Origin of the sequence: Glycocaulis sp. (assembly GCF_052168375.1) — a bacterium.
Classification (GTDB): Bacteria; Pseudomonadota; Alphaproteobacteria; order Caulobacterales; family Maricaulaceae; genus Glycocaulis.
In genome coordinates this window covers 1-13,014 of record NZ_JBQLZR010000013.1, presented here as the reverse complement: position 1 = coordinate 13,014, position 13,014 = coordinate 1, and the positions used below count along the sequence as shown (strand labels likewise).

The window sequence follows — 13,014 nt, the reverse complement described above, 5'->3', positions numbered from 1 at the left end:
GTTCATGCTGATAACGGTCGGTATCGTGTCGCTGGGCGTCACCAAGGGTATCGAGCGCGCCGTCACCATCCTGATGCCGCTCTTCTTCCTCATGCTGATCGGCATGGTGGTCTATGCCGCCATCACCGCCGACATGGGCGCAGCGATTGCCTACCTCTTCACGCCGGACTTCTCGGAGATCGGGCCGCAAACCTTCCTTGCGGCGCTGGGGCAGGCCTTCTTCTCCATCGGGGTCGGCGGCGCCATCATGATCACCTACGGCTCCTACCTGCCGCGCAATGACAATCTGACCGGTTCGTCGACCATCATTGCCGGTGCCGACACGATGGTTGCGATCATTGCCGGTCTTTCGATCTTCCCGTTCGTGTTTGCCTTCGGCTTCAACCCTGAGGCCGGTCCGGCGCTCTTCTTCCAGACATTGCCGAGCGCCTTTGCCCAGATGCCGGGCGGTCAGTATGTGGGCTCTGCCTTCTTCGTTCTGGCCTTCATCGCGGCGCTGACGTCCTCGATCTCGCTTCTGCAGGTGGTGGTCGCCTTTGCCGAGGAGCACACCGATTTCGGCAAGACGGGCTCTGCCTTCTTCTTCGGGATCATCATCTGGCTGGTGGGCTGCGGCGCAGCGTTCTCGGGCGACTATTTCAACCTGCTCGACATGCTGTCGGGCCAGATCTTCCTGCCGCTGGGCGGTCTTCTGATCGCGCTCTTCACGGGCTGGGTCGTTGCCCGCTCGCTGATGCGTCACGAGCTTGTGGGCGCATCGGATACGGTGTTCGCCGCATGGCGCTTCATCATCCGCTATCTGGCGCCGATCGCGGTGTTCCTGATCCTGGTTGGCGGTATTGCCTCCAGCCTCGGCGTCAGCCTGCCTGGCCTTCAGGGCTAGGACGTCAGCCGAAGGCCGCTGCGAACCGGTCGGTCGCCCTTACAAGGGCATCAACGACCCCCGGTTCGCCGGCGGCATGGCCCGCATCCGGGATGATCTGCAGGCTGGAGTTCGTCCAGTTGCGGTGCAGGCACCAGGCCGTTCGGGCAGGGGTCACCACATCGTAGCGGCCCTGCACGATCACTCCGGGGATCGTGCTAAGGTGTGCAGTGTCCTCGATCAGGATGCCGTCACGTTCCAGAAAGCCGCCATTGACGAAATAATGGGTTTCCAGCCGCGCCAGCGCATCGGCGCGGCGCGGGTCCGGCATTGGGCCATCGGCGTCGGGGACGAGGCTGATCAGCGCATTTTCCCAGTGTGCCCAGGCCAGCGCATCCTCGCGGCGGGCATCAGGATCCTCGACCATCAGGCGAGCGTGATACGCCATCAGGACATCATCGCGCTCGTGCGCTGACAGCCGGCCTGCCAGGGCCTCCCACGCGTCGGGAAAAATCTGGTTGGCGCCATTGCGGTAGAACCAGTTCAGCTCTGCCTTCGTGCAGGCAAAAACGCCACGCAGGACCATGCCCAGCACATGCGACGGACAGGCACGGGCATAGGCCAGCGCCAGGGTTGCGCCCCATGACCCGCCGAACACTACCCAGCGCTCAATGCCGAGCGCTGCGCGGATCGTTTCCATATCTGCAACCAGATGCGGCGTAGTATTGGCACGGGTTTCGGAGAAGGGGCGCGAACGGCCGCAGCCGCGCTGGTCGAAAATAATGATCCGGTAGATATCGGGATCGAAGAAGCGGCGCATGGAAGGCGCAGCGCCGCCGCCAGGGCCGCCGTGCAGGGCAATAATGGGAACGCCATCGCTGCGTCCGCATTCTTCATAGTAGAGTGTATGGCCGTCCCCGACATCAAGCATCCCGGTGCGGTAAGGCTCGATCATGGGATAGAGGCCGATGCGATAGGGTCTGCGTTGCGTGTCCATTATCGGCCCTTGTGAACAGTCAAGGATGCAAATTCGCTTTGAGTATCGGAACACTATGGGGTTTTATTCAATTGCGGAAGCGGTACGCCCCTGTATCGCAGGCAGAATGATTGCCGGGGTTCTTGTGACGGTTAAGCGTTCGCACCTCGTGATGTCGGGAATGCTGGCGGCGATGACGCTTGCGACGGCATGCGTCAGCCAGCCTGTCGATATCGCTGCACGGGGCAGTGCGGCCATGCCGGTAAGCGCGCAGGAAGATTTGCGCACCGCTATCGCGACCTTCCGCATGCGCCAGAATGAAGCCGGTGGCTGGACGCTGGGCGGCGACGGCACGGCGCGCGGCCTGCTGGGCCGTCTGGTCGGCGGAGCGCCTGTGGAAGAGGATGCGGCGGCGGCCTATCTGGAACAGGCGGGCGAGGCGCTGCCGTCCTATCTAGCCGGTGACATCGTGCTGGCCAGCGGGCTAGTCGACGATGTGGCCAGTGCTGCGCTGGTCGTTGCCAGCACCCGTACACCCTTGCCTGAAACGCTACTGGTTCGCGACATCGCAGAAGTTGAGAGCGTTCTTGCAGCGGCCCGCCGGGCCCGCACCTTCTTTCAGGCAGTTTCGGTCGATGACCGGGCAGGGCTCGACGCCAACCAGCGCGTGACGCTCAGCGAGGCGCTGAGCCGGCTGGATACCTCCATTGCCCATCTGGTGGGCGCAGCCGATGCGCTGGCAGACCGGCGCTGGGCGGCCAGCAATGCGCTGACAGGCTGACCACAACCTTGAACGCCTCCACTTTCGATCCTGAATCCATCAAGGGTTTTCTCGCGCGCGAGGAGGGCGAGGCGCTTGCGCGTCATGTCCGTGCGCTTGCCGTGCCGGGGCCGGTTTTGGAAATCGGTTCGTGGTGCGGACGCTCCAGCGTCTGGCTGGGGCAGGCTGCAGCCGAAACCGGACGTATCGTGTTTGCGCTTGATCACCATCGCGGGTCTGAAGAGCATCAGCCCGGCGAGGGGTATCACGACCCTGAACATTTCGATGCGGAGCTGGGGCGGGTGGATACCGCGCCGGCCTTTCGCCGCTCGATTGCGCTTGCCGGTCTGGAACAGACGGTCATCGCGCTCATCGGACCGTCAGCGATAATCGGCCAGCACTGGTCCACACCGCTGGCCATGGTGTTCATAGATGGCGGCCATGCGATGGACACCGCCCTTGCCGACTACCAGGCCTGGGCCGGGCAGGTTGCGCGCGGCGGCATCCTCGCCATTCATGATGTCTTTCCGGACCCGAAGGATGGCGGACGCCCGCCATACGAAATCTGGAAGCTGGCTGTGGCCTCCGGGTTGTTCGAGCCGGTGGAGCGGGTCAATTCGCTCGAATTTCTGCGCCGGGTTTGAGCCACTGACCTGCAGGCGCATGGCGCACCAGAAGGTCTGATCCCGGCGAGAGCGCATCGAGGGCGTCAGCGGCCAGGATTACGGCACCCGCGGTCCAGCTGGGGCGCTCCTTCGGCCAGACATCACCGATCTCGTATTGCCAGCCCATCCAGTAGCCGCCGTCCTCTGCGGCCAGAGGCGCCAGCTCGCTGACAAGGGCGCGGGCCGTATCCCGGCGGCCTGCTGCGAGACACGCAAGAGCAAGCTCGGCCGTCTCCGCAGCGGTAACCCATGGTTCGCCTGTTACGCAGCGGCAGCCAAGATCTGCCACCACGAAATCGGACCATCCCGCATCCAGATGGTCACGGGCGGCGGCGCCGGTAATCACGCCGGTCAGGACGGGGTAATACCAGTCCATGGCGTAGGAGGAGCGGTCAATGCCCTTGCGGTCAAAGCGCTCCGGCATCGCGGTCAGGGCCTTGCCAATGGTGGCGCGGGCGCGTGCCCAGTCGGGGCGGGGCTGTTCGAGGATTTCCGCCAGCCGCAAACCGCACTCAAAGCTCTTGTAGAGCGAGGAATTACCGGCCTTGAGGGCATCGACGTCCTCCAGGTCCTGACCGGCATCCGGCGCGCGCCAGACCACATCGCCGTGGCGCGTCTGCAGGCCCATGACGAAATCCAGTGCGCGGGTGACCATCGGAAAATACCGGGTCATCAGGCGTGGTTCATCCAGCGCCAGCGCGCACCGCATCACGGTGACGGCGGCATAGCCGGCAAAATTGGTGTCGCGCGCGGTTACCGGAATGGCAGGCGGGGCGATGCGTTCTCCGCTTTCGTCCATCGGGATGCCCGCGCCCAGCTCCCCGGTCCAGCCGCCATCGGCCTCCTGACGGTCGGCAAGCGCATCAAGGGCCCGGTGAACGCCTGTCGCGCGGCCGGCAACCGCCAGGCCCATCGCGCTCTCGCCGTGGTTCCATGGGTCCCAGACGCCTGTCTCCACCCAGGGGATGGAGCCATCGGCAAGCTGCAAGGCCTCGATCCTGTCGGCGCAGGCGCGGATATCCAGCCCATTGATCAGCTGGCGCGGGCTCATGCCGCTGCCTTGTCGAAATAGAGGGCGACAGACTTGCCCAGCAGAGGGTTCAGGGCCGCCTCGCTCCAGCGCGTCAGGCGCGGTGCAGAGAGCAGGTCCCATTCAAGCATCTTGCGGTAGGCGGCCACCATGCGGCTGTTCTCGCGGCGCTCCCAGAAGGCGCATTGCAGCCACCAGTAGGGGCTGTGCAGCGCGTGGGCCCAGTGGCGCTGGCGGAAGGTGAAGCCCAGTGCCTCGACTTGCCTGCGCAATTCACCATCCTTGAAGATGCGCACATGCCCGCCCGGCGTGTTGTGGTATTCCTCAGACAGCATCCAGCAGATTTTTTCCGGCCAGTAGCGCGGCACCGAAAGTGCGAATTTCCCGCCGGGTTTGAGCACGCGGTCGATCTCGCTCAGGGCAAGAGGCACGTCGGGCAGGTGTTCGAGAACTTCCGAGCAGATGACAGTATCGAAGCTGGCATCAGCAAACGGCAGGCGGCCTGCATCGCCGACCGTGAACACTGCCGTGCGCGGCGGTGTCTCCGGTGGTGGCGGAAGCTCGAAGAAGCCGTCAATTGCGGCTCCGAGATCGGCAAAGTCGAGGTCGAGGCCCGTCACGTCCAGCGCCCGCTCATGCCAGTAGAGCGCATGGAGATGACGTCCGCGGCCGCAGCCAAGGTCGAGCACACGCTGACCATCAACGAGGTCCAGCCGGTCAGGATCAATCGTCATCATGCGGCGCGCACTCCCGTGCCGGCGTTGGCAAGACCCAGCACGTCGCGGTAAAGGCTGATGGCCGTGCCCGCATGCAGGTCCCAGCGGAAGAGAGTACGCACGCGATTGAGGCCGGCACGGCTCATCGCGGCGCGCAGGCCTTCATCATCAAGTACCCGGGCGATCGCAGCAGCCAGCGCGGCGTCATCACCTACGGGGGTGATGAGGCCCGCGTCACCGGCCACCTCCGGCAAGGCACCACCATCCGATACGATGACAGGTGCGCCGCAGGCCATGGCCTCTGCAGGCGGGAAGCCGAAGCCTTCAAAGCGGGATGCCGACACGAAGACGCTGGCCCGGCGGTGCAGGTCCGCAATCTCGGCGCGGGTCAGCCCGGAAACGAAATTCACCCTGTCGCCAAGGCCGGTCTGTTCCAGCATCCGGCGGGTGGGTCCGTCTCGCAGCTGTCCGATCACGGTGAGGCGTGCGGCCGGATGGCTGTCTTTCAGGCGGGCGAGCGCGGCGATCAGCACATCAAGCCCCTTGATCGGCACGTCCGCGCTGGCGCTGGCGACGATCAGTCCGTCTTCGCGCGTGACAGACGGATCCGGCGTGAAGCTCGCATGGTCGATGCCGTTATAGGCGATGCGGACCTTGCTGGTGTCCATGCCTGTGCGCTGGCCGTAGGAGAGGCGTGCGGCGTCGGAGACGGCGATGAAATGGTCCAGCGCGCGCGCTGCCCTGGCCTGCTCGTTAACAAAGGAGTGCCAGCGCCAGGCGAGCGCCTTGCCAAGACGTGTCGATGCCCCGGCGATTGCAAACTCGCGATCTATCGCGATCGGGTGGTGCAGGGTCGTGACGACGGGCAGGCGCGCCGCGATGCGCGCCATCGGCATGGCAAGGGTCTGGTTGTCGTGGATGATGTCGAAGCGATGGCCTTCGCGGGCGATGAAGTCTTCCAGACGCAGCGCAAAGGCCGTCATCTCACCGAAGGCGCCGCTATTGTGGGCCAGCCACTCCGCCCGGTCGGCCCGGCTTGCCAGATGGCGCCAGCGCAGGGCCAGCATGGCATTGTCGACTGTGAAGAGGTCGAGCGAAGGCAGGGTGATCAGCTCGATGCCGCTATCCAGTTCCGGATAGGGCGGGCCAGAGGCGACGCTCACCTGACATCCGGCGGCTTTCAGGGCCCGTGTAAGCTCGTGGACGTAAATGCCCTGTCCCCCGACATGGGGGTTGGAGCGATAGCTGGTCACCAGCACCCGCAGCGGGCGCTGTTCCAGAGGAAAATCAGCAAGGTCTTTCATTGGCGCGGGAAGCTAGACGGGCAAATCCGTTCCGCCAAGTGCCAATGTGAACAGCGTTTACTCCGCGCGCGGTCAGTCGCCTGTTGATCTTTCAAAAGCGCTGTCCGCTATCTCGGAATATCTAAAAATCCCGCCGCGTTTCGAGAGAATGGAATCTGCTTCGATTTTAAATGGTCAATAAGTCGCGGGTGCCGCTCTACTATCAAACCGTCATGGTTCATTCTTTCGCATCGACCGCAAATAACTACACCCCATTCGGCGACTGGGCGACCGTCATAGATATGTGAGCCATACTGAAATTCACCAAGGCATAGGAAGCACGTTTCCATGAACGCTATGCCGTCGCCAGATGAGCTTTTGTCTACGTATCGCATAGAACATATGTGACGGGATTCTCGTCGAATAGTAACATCATAATTGAGATCATCAGGCGTCCCCATTGCCCGCTTCGCCTTTGGCGCGCTACACCGCGCCTGTGATCAGCCCCGCCCGCCTCTTCGCCCGCATCGATACGCGTTTTGCGCTGTTCTACGGCGCGTTCTATCTCGGCTTCGGGGCCTATCTGCCCTACATGCCGGTCTGGTATGCCGAGCGGGGCCTGTCGCCAGAATGGATCGGTCTTGCGGCAGGGGCCGGCATGATCGGGCGCGTGGCGGTTGCGCCTCTCGGGGCCTTCTGGTCGGACCGGGCCGCGCGCCGGCGTGATGCGATCCTCGCCTTTTCGCTGGCGAGCCTTGCCGTCTTTCTGGCGCATGTCCCGGCCATTCATCCCGGTATCATTCTGGTCCTGGCGGGGCTCAGCGGCGCTGCTGTCACCGGCATCGTGCCGCTGGTTGATGCCTTTGCGATGGGGGAGGCCCGGCGCGGCGGCTTCGCCTTCGGTGTGCCGCGCGCCATCGGTTCGGGCCTGTTCATCATCGGCAATCTGGGCGCAGGCGCGCTGATCTCGGCCTTTGGCGGTGAAGCAGTTCTCGGCTGGGTGCTGGCCGGGGCGGCGCTCACCGTCGTGACAGCGCTTCTCCTGCCTGAAGGGCGTCTGGCGGATGCGATGGGAGGCACCGCGCCGTCTGCCACACCTCCCTTGCGCACACTTCTGGGCGCAGGGCTGCCACTTGCTTTTGCCGCGTCTGCGCTGATACAGGGCGCGCACGGTTTCTATTACGCCTTCTCCGCGCTTGCCTGGCAGGCGGACGGAGTGCCAGCCTGGGCTATCGGCCTGCTCTGGGCTACAGGGGTAGGCGCCGAAATCCTCTTTTTTGCCGCCTGGCCGCGCCTGCTCAAGGGTTGGAGCCCGGCCGCCATGCTGGCGATCGGCGGGGGCGTCGCAGCACTGCGATGGCTGGCGCTTTCCCTGTCGCCGCCGCTCTGGCTTCTTTTCCCCTTGCAGGGCCTGCATGCATTCAGTTTTGCAGCCGCCTATCTCGGCTTTCTGCGCTATGCTGCGGACCACGCGCCTGAACGCCTCGCCGCGACCGCGCAAGCCGTCAACTCCGCCTTCTCGGGCGGGCTCGTCCTTGCCGGTGCAACCTTTGTCTCTGGCCTGGCGTTTGCAGCCTTCGGGACAGGCGGTTTCGCGCTGATGGCTGTTCCGGCCGCTTTGGGGGGCGTGTGCGCCTTTGTGCTGATCCGGCGTGGCGGATAAGCGTCAGCGCGCATCTAATCTCTTCGCCCTTGTGCGTTGTGCCTTGGGAAAGCGCGCAAAGCGTCCGATAACTCAAGGCAGCCGTGCTGCACGCGCAGGAGACTTATGGTTGCCAGGACTGCCGACACGCTGACCTCGCCCGCGCTCGCCCTTCGCGAGGGTGACGGGGGCGCCGTACTGGAAGCCTCTGGCGACTGGACGATCGAGACTATTGGCGCAATGGACCGGCAGGTGCGCGACATTGCTGCCGCTTACAAACCTTCGCAATTGCAACTGGATGTATCCGGGCTTGGCCGGGTCGATACGTCTGGCGCCTACATGCTTGGCCGCCCCTTGCGCGAGGGTGATGACCCGGTGCGTGAGACAGTCTTTCGCGGAGAGCATCCGTCTGCCGCCCGGCTGATCAGCGAAGTCCACGCCCGCATGTGGCACGGCACCCCGCCCGAACCGCCCGGCTGGGGCCTGAAGAAGTTGCTGACACGGCTGGGTGCCGGCACCGAGCACATTCTGGAAGAGGCGTGGGACACGTTCGGCTTTTTCGGCCACACGCTGACAACGCTGGGCGCGTCGCTGCTCAATCCCACGCGTCTGCGCTGGACGCCAACCGTGCACCTGATGGAGACGGTGGGTATCAACGCCCTGCCGATCATTGCAGCCCTGTCCTTTTTCATCGGGGCGGTTGTCGCCTTCATGGGCGCGAGCCTGCTGGAAACTTTTGGCGCGGCCATATTCACCGTCGATCTGGTGGGCATATCGGTCTTGCGCGAGTTCGGAGTGCTGATCACCGCCATCATGCTCGCCGGGCGCTCTGACTCCGCTTTCACCGCCTCTATCGGCTCGATGAAGATGCAGCAGGAGGTCGATGCCATGCGCGTCATCGGCCTTGACCCCTACGAGGTGCTGGTCGTCCCGCGCGTCATTGCCTGCGTCGTGATGGCACCCTTGCTGACCCTTGCTGCCATGCTGGCGGGGCTTTTTGGCGGGCTGCTGGTCTCGTGGGTGACGCTGGATGTCTCGCCCAGCTATTTCCTGACCCGGCTCCAGAACGTCATTGACTGGACGCACTTCATGGTCGGCATGTCCAAGGCGCCGGTCTTCGGCCTCGTCATCGCGATCATCGGCTGCCGGCAGGGCATGAAGGTTGGCGGTGATGTGGAAAGCCTTGGCCAGCGCACCACGGCCTCGGTCGTGCAGGCCATTTTCATGGTCATCGTCATCGATGCGCTGTTCGCCCTGATGTATCTGGAGGCGGACATATGAGCGAGCGCGCCATCATCGAGGTGCGCGGGCTGGTCACCCGCTTTGGCGACCATGTCGTGCATGACGGGCTGGATCTCGAAGTCCGGCGCGGCGAGATACTCGGCATTGTGGGTGGATCGGGTAGCGGCAAGTCGGTTCTCCTGAACACGATATTGGGCCTAAAATCGCCCGATGGTGGCGAGGTTTTCTATGAGGGAAAGGCGCTCTCGCGCTTGTCTTCCAGTGAACGCGCGGCGCTGGAACGGCGCTGGGGTGTGCTCTTTCAGGGCTCGGCCCTGTTTTCTTCACTGACCGTGCAGGAAAATATCCAGGTGCCTTTGCGAGAACATGTAAGCCTGCCACCTGCGCTGATGGACGAGATTGCCTGCCTGAAGCTGGGCCTTGCAGGGCTTGGCGCGGAAGCGGCCGGGAAATACCCGTCAGAGCTTTCCGGCGGCATGAAGAAGCGGGCAGGCCTTGCCCGCGCGCTGGCCTTGGACCCGGACGTGCTCTTTCTCGACGAGCCGACCGCCGGGCTTGATCCGATCAGCGCGGCGGCGTTTGACAGCCTGATCGGGGAGTTGTCGCAAACGCTGGGCCTTACCATCCTTTTGGTCACCCACGATCTCGATACGCTGCATGCGGTTTGCGACCGGGTGGCGGTGATCGCGGAGAAGCGTATCATCGCGGTCGATACGCTCGACCGGCTCACCCGGCATCCCCATGAGTGGATACAGAGTTATTTCGGCGGCCCGCGTGGACGGGCAGCATTGAGGAGTTGAGTGATGGAAACCCGTGCCCACCACGCACTGGTCGGCCTGTTCGTCATCCTGCTGGCGCTTGCGGGCGGCCTGTTCTTTGTCTGGCTGTCGCAGGTTTCGTTTGACCGGGAGTTCCGCCAGTATGATGTCGTGTTCGAAGGGCCTGTGCGGGGCCTTCGAACCGCGTCCGAGGTGCGCTTTAATGGTATCCAGGTCGGCGAGGTCGTCGATCTGGGCCTGAACCCGGATGACACGAGCGAGGTGATCGCACGTGTGCGTGTCGATGCCTCCACCCCGATACGCGTGGACAGCTTCGCCCAGCTGGAGCCGCAAGGCCTGACAGGGCTTTCCTATATCCAGATTTCCAGCGGCGAATCCGGTTCGGCGCTTCTGGAAACACGCTTCGGCGACAGGCCTGCACGCATTTATGCCCGTCAGACGCAGCTAGATCTGCTGGTGCAGGGCGGCGAGACCTTGCTGGAGACCGTGCAGACCACGGGCGTGCTGGTGAACCGCCTGCTCAATGACGAAAACCAGGAGCAATTCTCGCTCCTTCTGACAAATCTGGCCACGCTGTCCGACCAGCTCGCCCAGAACGGGGCGATGATGGAGGAATTGCGTACCACGCTCGGCTCGGTCGAGCAGGCGGCGCAGGACATGTCGACCGCCGCCACCAGCATCGAGCAGTTCGGCGTGACCGCCGAGCGCTTCCTGATTGATGAGGTCGGCCCGATGGTCGCTGAGACCGAAGCGGCTTCCATAGCCGTCAATCAGGCCTCCATGGAAACCTATGACGCGCTGGTGGCCCTGCGGCCCGGACTGGAAACCTTTGCGACGGACGGCGTTTACCAGCTCAATGCCGCTTCACATGATCTGCGCCAGCTCGTGGCCAATCTGGAGCGGCTAACCGCCGAACTGGAAAACGATCCGGGCGGTCTGTTGACCCGTTCGCGTGGCGAGGAAGTCGAGGTGCCTCAATGAGACTGAAGACCCTGATTGCGGCAGGTGCCGCCCTTGCCGTCTCCGGGTGCATCACCCTGCTGCCGGAATCCGAACAGAGTGCGCTTTATCGCCTGTCTTCGCATGTTCCTGCCGGGGACGGCGTGAACCATGAGGCTGATGTGGTGCGCATTGCCCGCCCGCTTGCACCGCGCGCACTGGCTGGCGACCGGGTCGCGCTCGATACCGGGCAGGGCCAGCTCGGTTACATGGCGGGAGCCAACTGGGTCAGTGCCGCGCCGGTGCTTTTGCAAGAGCTCGTGATCGACACCTTCGACCGCCGCTCCGATCATCTGGTTGCGGCCCGTCCCGATGACGGTGTAGCCGCGCGCTGGGACCTGAGACTGGAAATGCGCCGTTTCGAGGCGATTTATGATCAGGGCAGCAATGGCGCGCCGAGCGTGGATGTCGCCATCCGCGCGCGTCTGATCGATACCGAAAACCGGGAAGTGTCTGGCGTGCGCACCTTTGAAGTGTCACAGCGCGCCGAAGGCAATCGCCAGGCACTCATCATCGATGCGTTCAGCCGGGCAGCCTCGCAGGTGTCGATCGATCTGGTCAGCTGGGCAGAGGCGCAGGCGGCAGCGTCTACCGCCGGGGCCGGGAATGGCGAGGCAGAAGACTAGCCGCTAACGCCGGCCGCGGCGCGGACGATTCCCACCGGCTGGCGGCTCGTCATCCTCGTCCGGGTCCATGTTGGCGAGCAGGTCCTTCCACCGCCAACCGCCTTCCGGGCGGGCTTCGTTGGCAAGGCGCTCGTCACGGGGGCGTTCGGGCGCGTCCTCCGCTTCCTCGTCCCGCGTGACAGCGTCGCGCGGCGCCAGCCGGACTTCATCGCTGTCGCGCTTGCTAGCCGGCTTGCGGCGGGCATTGAGCGGATCGGGCACTTCGTCGGGCGCGATGTCGATAGGCTTGCGGCCACCGGCCACCGATCCCATGCGCAACATGAAATCGGACAGCAATTCATAGTTGTGGCGCACGCGCGCCTGGAACATGGCGTCGATCTCGCGCGCGCTGTCGGCAGCCTCCTCGGCGGTCTGGTTCAGCTTGGCGAGGCCTTCGGTGAGGGCGCGTTCCAGTTCCAGCGTGGCACGCCGGGCGGCAGCCGGGGCGTCGTCAAAGCGAGAGCGCATGTCGCGCAGCATCATTTCGACATGGTCGGCCTGCTTGCGGGCCGCATCGAGGGTTTCGGCCATTTGCTGGCGCACGGTTTCGCTGGCGGTCTCTCCGGCCTTCGCTGCTTTCTCCACCAGCATTTCCGCTTCGCGCAGGCGCGCCTGGAAAGCCTCGTCGGAGCGCCGTGCCGCCTCGAAGCCTGCCTCGCTGACGCGTTCCAGCGCGGCTTCAGCGGCACCAGCCTGACCAGAGAAGCGTTCAGCGGCCTCCGTTGCGGCCACGCGCGCTTCCTGCGCGGTGTCAGTCAGGCGGCGCAGCACGGCTTCGCTTGCTTCAGCGGCGAGGCGCGTCTCGCTTTCGATCGTCTTTGACAGGGCAGATGCGCGCGTGATCGCATCGTTGATGGCGCGGGTGAAGACCGCGCCACTTTCCTCGGCCGATTTGCGCAAGGTTTCCGCGCCCGACCCTGCGGTACGCGAAAGGGTTTCCAGCTCGGCTTTATGGAAGTCGAGCGCGGCGGCGATCTTCTCCTGCTCCTTGCGCAGGGCTTCGCTGGCTTCTGCCAGCTTCTCGCGATGCTTGTGATAGGCCGCGTCGAGGCCATCGCCCCGGCTTTTCAGCGTATCGGCAAGCTCGCGCATGTCTGCGGCACGCGTGGCAAGGATTTGCGAGGCCTTCTCAGCGGACTTGATGGTCTCGTCGCTGGCACCTGACAGGCGCTCGGCGCCCGCGCGCAGCGTGATCGCGCCTTCGCTTGCCTTTTCCTTTGCCAGCTCGGCCGCTGCGGCGACCATTTCGGATTGTTCCTGAATGGCAGCGGCGATAAGGGCGGCCTTGTCGTCCAGACTATCGGCGATCTCGGCGAGCTTTTCGCGCTCGCCCTTGAGGGAGCGCATCAGCGATTCCACCCGTTCACGCGCGGCGCGGGAGGTATCCTCCAGGCT

The 13,014-nt window shown here is 64.3% G+C and carries 13 protein-coding genes; 8 read left to right on the top strand and 5 right to left on the bottom strand.

Annotation, left to right across the window (positions count from 1 at the left end):
- Nucleotides 1-883: sodium-dependent transporter (locus ACTS2Z_RS00470; RefSeq protein WP_442571271.1), on the top strand; the 883-nt coding region annotated here is incomplete at its 5' end.
- 4 nt (nucleotides 884-887) lie between these two features.
- On the opposite strand, the gene pip is transcribed toward ACTS2Z_RS00470, so the two are convergent.
- Complete coding sequence (gene pip / locus ACTS2Z_RS00465) at nucleotides 888-1,859, bottom strand: prolyl aminopeptidase (RefSeq protein WP_442571270.1); 972 nt, start codon at nucleotides 1,857-1,859, stop codon at nucleotides 888-890.
- Between the two features lie 172 nt (nucleotides 1,860-2,031).
- Here pip and ACTS2Z_RS00460 point away from each other — a divergent pair, with 172 nt between their 5' ends.
- Both ACTS2Z_RS00460 and ACTS2Z_RS00455 read left to right on the top strand, forming a co-directional pair.
- Complete coding sequence (locus ACTS2Z_RS00460) at nucleotides 2,032-2,619, top strand: hypothetical protein (protein ID WP_442571269.1); 588 nt, start codon at nucleotides 2,032-2,034, stop codon at nucleotides 2,617-2,619.
- Between the two features lie 8 nt (nucleotides 2,620-2,627).
- The gene (locus ACTS2Z_RS00455; RefSeq protein ID WP_442571268.1) at nucleotides 2,628-3,242 is read left to right on the top strand and encodes a class I SAM-dependent methyltransferase; all 615 of its coding nucleotides are present in this window, start codon (nucleotides 2,628-2,630) and stop codon (nucleotides 3,240-3,242) included.
- On the opposite strand, the gene ACTS2Z_RS00450 is transcribed toward ACTS2Z_RS00455, so the two are convergent.
- From ACTS2Z_RS00450 to ACTS2Z_RS00440, 3 genes are read right to left on the bottom strand one after another with little or no spacing between them, the layout of a single operon-like run.
- Nucleotides 3,211-4,314, bottom strand: coding sequence for a hypothetical protein (locus ACTS2Z_RS00450; RefSeq protein WP_442571267.1), 1,104 nt, complete (start codon nucleotides 4,312-4,314; stop codon nucleotides 3,211-3,213). The genes ACTS2Z_RS00455 and ACTS2Z_RS00450 overlap by 32 nt on opposite strands.
- Nucleotides 4,311-5,030, bottom strand: a complete 720-nt coding sequence (locus tag ACTS2Z_RS00445; protein WP_442571266.1) for a class I SAM-dependent methyltransferase — start codon at nucleotides 5,028-5,030, stop codon at nucleotides 4,311-4,313. Before ACTS2Z_RS00445 ends, ACTS2Z_RS00450 begins: the two co-directional genes overlap by 4 nt.
- Nucleotides 5,027-6,313: a glycosyltransferase family 4 protein gene (locus ACTS2Z_RS00440; protein WP_442571265.1), complete on the bottom strand. Its 1,287-nt coding sequence runs from the start codon at nucleotides 6,311-6,313 to the stop codon at nucleotides 5,027-5,029. The genes ACTS2Z_RS00445 and ACTS2Z_RS00440 overlap by 4 nt, the downstream gene beginning before the upstream one ends.
- A 439-nt stretch (nucleotides 6,314-6,752) precedes the next feature.
- Between ACTS2Z_RS00440 and ACTS2Z_RS00435 the strand changes: the two genes are divergently transcribed.
- From ACTS2Z_RS00435 to ACTS2Z_RS00415, 5 genes are all read left to right on the top strand, one after another.
- Nucleotides 6,753-7,955, top strand: a complete 1,203-nt coding sequence (locus tag ACTS2Z_RS00435) for an MFS transporter (protein ID WP_442571264.1) — start codon at nucleotides 6,753-6,755, stop codon at nucleotides 7,953-7,955.
- A gap of 105 nt (nucleotides 7,956-8,060) precedes the next feature.
- The gene (locus tag ACTS2Z_RS00430; protein ID WP_442571263.1) at nucleotides 8,061-9,215 is read left to right on the top strand and encodes an ABC transporter permease; all 1,155 of its coding nucleotides are present in this window, start codon (nucleotides 8,061-8,063) and stop codon (nucleotides 9,213-9,215) included.
- On the top strand, nucleotides 9,212-9,976 hold the full coding sequence (locus ACTS2Z_RS00425) for an ABC transporter ATP-binding protein (RefSeq protein ID WP_442571262.1): 765 nt from the start codon (nucleotides 9,212-9,214) through the stop codon (nucleotides 9,974-9,976). The genes ACTS2Z_RS00430 and ACTS2Z_RS00425 overlap by 4 nt, the downstream gene beginning before the upstream one ends.
- Nucleotides 9,977-9,979: 3 nt before the next feature.
- Entirely contained in the window at nucleotides 9,980-10,936 is a 957-nt protein-coding gene (locus ACTS2Z_RS00420) for an MlaD family protein (protein WP_442571261.1), read from the top strand.
- Nucleotides 10,933-11,580, top strand: coding sequence for an ABC-type transport auxiliary lipoprotein family protein (locus tag ACTS2Z_RS00415; RefSeq protein WP_442571260.1), 648 nt, complete (start codon nucleotides 10,933-10,935; stop codon nucleotides 11,578-11,580). The genes ACTS2Z_RS00420 and ACTS2Z_RS00415 overlap by 4 nt, the downstream gene beginning before the upstream one ends.
- A gap of 3 nt (nucleotides 11,581-11,583) precedes the next feature.
- Here ACTS2Z_RS00415 and ACTS2Z_RS00410 read toward each other — a convergent pair.
- Nucleotides 11,584-13,014, bottom strand: a 1,431-nt coding sequence (locus ACTS2Z_RS00410) for a hypothetical protein (RefSeq protein WP_442571259.1), incomplete at its 5' end; no start/stop codon positions are given.

Excerpts from the sequence above, each read along its gene's own strand:
- pip (WP_442571270.1), bottom strand. The coding sequence starts at position 1,859 with ATGGACACGCAACGCAGACCCTATCGCATCGGCCTCTATCCCATGATC.
- ACTS2Z_RS00460 (WP_442571269.1), top strand. The coding sequence starts at position 2,032 with ATGACGCTTGCGACGGCATGCGTCAGCCAGCCTGTCGATATCGCTGCA.
- ACTS2Z_RS00450 (WP_442571267.1), bottom strand. The coding sequence starts at position 4,314 with ATGAGCCCGCGCCAGCTGATCAATGGGCTGGATATCCGCGCCTGCGCC.
- ACTS2Z_RS00445 (WP_442571266.1), bottom strand. The coding sequence starts at position 5,030 with ATGATGACGATTGATCCTGACCGGCTGGACCTCGTTGATGGTCAGCGT.
- ACTS2Z_RS00440 (WP_442571265.1), bottom strand. The coding sequence starts at position 6,313 with ATGAAAGACCTTGCTGATTTTCCTCTGGAACAGCGCCCGCTGCGGGTG.
- ACTS2Z_RS00430 (WP_442571263.1), top strand. The coding sequence starts at position 8,061 with ATGGTTGCCAGGACTGCCGACACGCTGACCTCGCCCGCGCTCGCCCTT.
- ACTS2Z_RS00425 (WP_442571262.1), top strand. The coding sequence starts at position 9,212 with ATGAGCGAGCGCGCCATCATCGAGGTGCGCGGGCTGGTCACCCGCTTT.
- ACTS2Z_RS00420 (WP_442571261.1), top strand. The coding sequence starts at position 9,980 with ATGGAAACCCGTGCCCACCACGCACTGGTCGGCCTGTTCGTCATCCTG.
- ACTS2Z_RS00415 (WP_442571260.1), top strand. The coding sequence starts at position 10,933 with ATGAGACTGAAGACCCTGATTGCGGCAGGTGCCGCCCTTGCCGTCTCC.